Annotated in this window: 6 protein-coding genes; all 6 read right to left on the reverse strand. The window is 67.3% G+C overall.

Annotated features, from left to right (window positions below; translation table 11 throughout):
* Positions 1-9: 9 nt before the first annotated feature.
* Complete coding sequence (locus WC683_19820) at positions 10-870, reverse strand: tyrosine-type recombinase/integrase (GenBank protein MFA4974856.1); 861 nt, start codon at positions 868-870, stop codon at positions 10-12.
* Positions 867-1,307, reverse strand: coding sequence for a hypothetical protein (locus WC683_19825; GenBank protein ID MFA4974857.1), 441 nt, complete (start codon positions 1,305-1,307; stop codon positions 867-869). Before WC683_19825 ends, WC683_19820 begins: the two co-directional genes overlap by 4 nt.
* 25 nt (positions 1,308-1,332) lie before the next feature.
* Positions 1,333-1,566: a hypothetical protein gene (locus WC683_19830; protein MFA4974858.1), complete on the reverse strand. Its 234-nt coding sequence runs from the start codon at positions 1,564-1,566 to the stop codon at positions 1,333-1,335.
* A gap of 11 nt (positions 1,567-1,577) precedes the next feature.
* Positions 1,578-3,218, reverse strand: coding sequence for a hypothetical protein (locus WC683_19835; protein ID MFA4974859.1), 1,641 nt, complete (start codon positions 3,216-3,218; stop codon positions 1,578-1,580).
* 197 nt (positions 3,219-3,415) lie between these two features.
* Positions 3,416-3,808: a hypothetical protein gene (locus WC683_19840; protein MFA4974860.1), complete on the reverse strand. Its 393-nt coding sequence runs from the start codon at positions 3,806-3,808 to the stop codon at positions 3,416-3,418.
* Positions 3,808-4,338 (reverse strand): hypothetical protein (locus WC683_19845; GenBank protein MFA4974861.1); only part of this gene is annotated, 531 nt, incomplete at its 5' end. The genes WC683_19845 and WC683_19840, both read right to left, overlap by 1 nt.

The raw sequence follows: 4,338 nt of genomic DNA on the forward strand, positions 1-4,338 counted from the left end.
GCGAACACCTCAAGTCGTTTCTGGTTCATCGTCTTCTCCCACGGCGGTGCCGAGCACGCTCGCGGCCTTCCCGCGCCGGGTGTGGTCCATGTACCAGCGCTCGACCGTGCGCGTGCCCTTGTGGCCCAGGGCCTCGGCGGCGGCGCGGGCATCGCCCTTCTGCTCGTAGACCGCGTCCGCGATCGTGTGCCGCGCGCTGTGGGGGTGGACGCCGGGGATCCCCACTGACTCGCCCACCGCCTTCATCTCGCGGCGGATGTAGTCCTCGACCGCCCGACGTGTCGTGCGGCGTGTCGAGCAGAGCACCTTCCAGACGACGTCCGCGTCCGCGAACCGCACGGTCTCGGCAAGCCGATGGCCTTGATGCCGCATCGTCTCAGTGGGGAGGACGAAGAGTCGCTCGGTGCCGCCTTTCTGCAATGTGAAGACCTCGTTGCCTGCTGCGGCTTGGAAAAGCTGTTCGCGTGTGAGGTCGAGCACCTCGGCGATGCGGAGCCCCGAGGTCAGCAACAAATACATGATCGCGGCGAGTACCGGGTCGTGGTGCGTGAGCACCGCGCGCCGGAGCCGAGGCCACTCCTGCTCGACGTCGAGGACGCGCACCTCCTTCACCCGCTGCGGGTGCCGGCCCGGCGTCCAGCTCCGCAGCTTCGCGGCCAGCGGCTCGTTCTGCGTGAAGCTCGCCCAGTGGAAGAGCGCTTTGCGGTAGGTCTCCCGCGTGGAGGCGCCGATCTTCTCGTTCCCAAGGATGGCCAGCTTGTCAGGCAGCTCGAGCGCACGGCGCACCGCGCCGCAGTAGAGCGACACGGTCGCCGGGCGCAGCTTCTGCTGGAAGAGGTAGGTCATGAACTGGTCGAGCTGCTCGGTCACGGCGCCACCTCGACGTCACCGCACCAGCAGTATTCTTCGCCCTCCACGAGCTTCTCGAGGAACCCGAGCTGCACGCACTTCGTAAAGGCGTGCCGCAGTGCGTTCACTCGGAGCCCGTCTTGGTCCCCGTCCTCGCCTGAGCAGCCGTTTACGAGCGCGAAGTGCTTCGGGTTCGAGTGCCCGGTGCGCGGGAACTTCTCGTACACGAGCGTGACCAGCGCCTCGAGGTCGGGGGGCGGGCCCTGCTGCGGCTTGGGGGGCGCCGCCTCTTCCCGCTGTGCGTGAATCACCGGGCCGAGCGCCGCGATCACACGCTCGTCGAGGATGCGGCGCACCTCCCGGTAGTACGCATCGGCCGCGAGCACGAGCGCGCTCACGAGCTCCGGCGCCTGCAGCGCCAACACGATCATGTCCCGCATCGCTTGGTTCTGATCCATGTCCCTTCACCTTTTCTACTAGTTATCAGATGTCGTCGTCCTCATGACGCGGCTCGACGAGCAGCGTGGCTCGCGCGAGCGCCTGCCGCAGCTCTGCGATGAGCACGCGCACTCGCGCGCACTCGGTCTTCTGTGTCACGTTTTCGGCCTTCAGCTCGAGCCGCTCGATCCGCACGTCGAGCGCGCGGAGACCTAAGCTCGCCATCTCCTCGACTATGAGAGCGTTCGCAATCGAGGATGCCAGTGCTTCGAGAGCCATCGTCTACCTCCTCAGTCCCACCTGTCGAGGCTGTACGCCGTGCGCGTTCCGTGCTCGTCGACAACATGCACGCGCTGGTTCCAGGGCTGCGGCTCACCAGCGCGCAGATCGAGGCCGCACGCCGACATCTCCTCGCGGCCCTGGAGCTGCGCGCCCTGCGAGAAAGCCTCGATCGTCTTGCGCACCGCGTGGTACGCAGACTTCAGCACCTCGGGGAAGAGCGCGATGCCGCCTGTGAAGGTGGACTCCCTGCAGCCCTCAAGCAGCAAGACCACACCCTTGCCCTGGCCGACGTGGTAGACGTCGGGATTCCACATGCACGGGAGCATGCAGACCGCGGTGACCTTGACGCAGCCTCCAGCGACGAGACCCCAATTCGCTGCGTGCGACCCGCCTGGGTAAACGTACCAATTGACGGGGTTGCGGTGCTCGTCGATGTCCCACTGAATGATGGGCGGCGCGTCTGGGTTCACCGCAGTCAGGAGCGCCATGAACTTGCCAACTCGGGGCACGTCGGCGAACATCTCGCGAGCGTGCGGCAGCACCTCTCGGCTGAACTTCTCCCAAGTCATGACCACGTCGGGCTGCGTGAGATTTCTCTCGAAGCGCTCGCTGCCCTTCGGCTTCACGTGCGCGAACACGCCGCCGGCTCGCGTGGCATCGGCGGGCGGGTCCTGCGGGCGCCAGACCGCCTGCACCTCGTCGAGCCGGGCGAAGCGGCGCGCGAGCGCGCCTGTGCTCTGGAGCGCGGCGACGACCTTCTCAGCCTGGGCGATGTTGCCGGCGCTCGGGTCGGACTGAGGCCGCATGTACTGGAGCGGGTCCATCTTTTCGGACCACTTCGCCTTGATGGTCGTGAACGGCAGCCCGGTCTGCACGTCCTCGAGCAGTGTCCCTATCATGGACGCTCTCACGTGCGCGAAGCCCACGGGCGCCGTCGCGACCGCGAGCCAGACGATGTTGTCGCGGGCCTTGCCCCGCACGCCCTTCGTGCGCTCGTGCAGCCCGAAGAACCACTCGGCGACCCCGAGGGCCTTCTCGGAGCGCGGCAGGTTGCCGCTCTTCAGCAGGGTCAACGCCTGCAGCGCCGTCTCCCTCGAGAACTCGGCGAGCCCGCGCTGGAGCATACCGAACTCCTCGCGGCGCTCGGCCATGGCCTGCGTGGCGTTCTTGAGCACGGTCTTCTTGAAGACTTGACTCGAGAGGACGTGGAAGTGCGTCCAGGCGATGCCCGTCGAGCCGCTCACGTTCTGCGGCACGCCCCACGTGGGCTCCTCGCTGTAGAAGATGCCGGTCACGGCCGCGCGAGCGACGCGCTTCTCCATGGCGGCGACCGCGGCCTTGTAGAACTCGGGGGCGTTCTCCGAGTCCCACAACGCGGACCGCGGCTTGCCGGCGGCGTCGATCGTGACGAGGCCGCCGTACCGCTCGATGAAGTGGCGGCAGTTGTTGCAGGCGTGGTGCTGCCGGTGCCCAAGGGGGAGGCCCGCGATGAACGCGGTGAAGAGCCCACTCGCGTCGGTCGTGAAGAGCGGCAGGGCGCGGGCCCCTCGGAAGCGCTGCTGCACCGCGGCGTTGAGCTCGTCAAAGACATGCCCAGAGGCCTGCGCCGTGCTGCTGGTCGTGGTCGTGATCTTCTTCTTGCTTGTCATGTCCCTTCATCCCTTCTGGACGCCCAGCGGGCGCCCCTATCGGTACCCCTGTGGGTTCACGGGAAACGGGCTCAGTTTCCCGTATAACCCATGGGTTATACGCCTTCTAGCCCCCGGCCCGCCAGGGCACCCGAAGGGATACCCAGTGGGGATCCCTCCGGGCAATCCCAGGCGAACATGATCTTCGATGTCCTGGTTCATCGTGCGAGACCTTTCTCCCATGCCGTGGCGACAGCCTCGGCGATGTCCGTTGCGTGGTGCGCGGTCAGCATGTCCTCGATGTTGCCGGCATTGACGCGCCCCTCGCACTCCTCGGGGTCGTCCATGACGAGCCCGAGCGCGCGGCGGGGCGTGCCGGGCCCCTCGAGCAGCAGCGTGTAGTGGCCCTCGAGCTCCCGGCGCAGGAAGAGCACTGCGCCTTGCGGCGTGGGAGCCTGGGAGACGAGGCGCTTTTCACAGAGCGCGCCGGGGCACTCGAGCGCCTTCTCGAGCGCGTCAGCCGCCGCTTCAAGCAGAACAACGTCTTCTGCGTCGACATCGAAGCCGGGCCTCCACCCACGCAGCGCTTTGATCAACTCCTTGGTGTCCATCAGCTCCTCCTCGTGACGATGCGCACGCTGGGCGCGTTGTTGTAGGTCACGACAACGTGGTTGCTATCGGGCTCCCAGGCGATGGTGATGGGAGTGGTGGTGCCGTTCTGCGTGAGCTTCTTCTCGAGCAGCTCGACGGCGTCCTCGGCCTTCTTGCGCTGGTCGACCTCGCGCTCGAAGTCCGCCTCACGCGCGTTTGAGAACCGGCGCGCGTTGTCGAGCGCCTTCTGGTTCAGGACCGCGGCGCCGGCCGTGCAGGCGTGGCAGTAGCCCTTGAAGATCTCGCGGGCCGCGGCGGGCATGAACTGCCCGCAGCTCGCGCAGGGCGCGCACGCAACCGCCGCCTGCTGCGGGGCCTCGAGTTGCGCGAGGCGGGCCTCGAGCTCCTTGATGCGCTCGGCGGCAGCAGTGCGGAGCGCGTCGATGTGCTCGTCGACCTCGAGCATGTCAGCGGCGGCGCCGAGCAGCGTTGCTTTCTCGTCGGTGAAGTGGGTGTTGCCTGGCGGCTGTGCGCGAACACGAAGCTGTCG

It is taken from the genome of bacterium (assembly GCA_041648665.1).
In the GTDB taxonomy this organism is placed as follows: domain Bacteria; phylum UBA10199; class UBA10199; order 2-02-FULL-44-16; family JAAZCA01; genus JAFGMW01.

Bases quoted from the DNA above. Each gene is read 5' to 3' on its own strand.
- WC683_19830 (MFA4974858.1), bottom strand. From the start codon at position 1,566: ATGGCTCTCGAAGCACTGGCATCCTCGATTGCGAACGCTCTCATAGTC.
- WC683_19825 (MFA4974857.1), bottom strand. From the start codon at position 1,307: ATGGATCAGAACCAAGCGATGCGGGACATGATCGTGTTGGCGCTGCAG.
- WC683_19840 (MFA4974860.1), bottom strand. From the start codon at position 3,808: ATGGACACCAAGGAGTTGATCAAAGCGCTGCGTGGGTGGAGGCCCGGC.
- WC683_19835 (MFA4974859.1), bottom strand. From the start codon at position 3,218: ATGACAAGCAAGAAGAAGATCACGACCACGACCAGCAGCACGGCGCAG.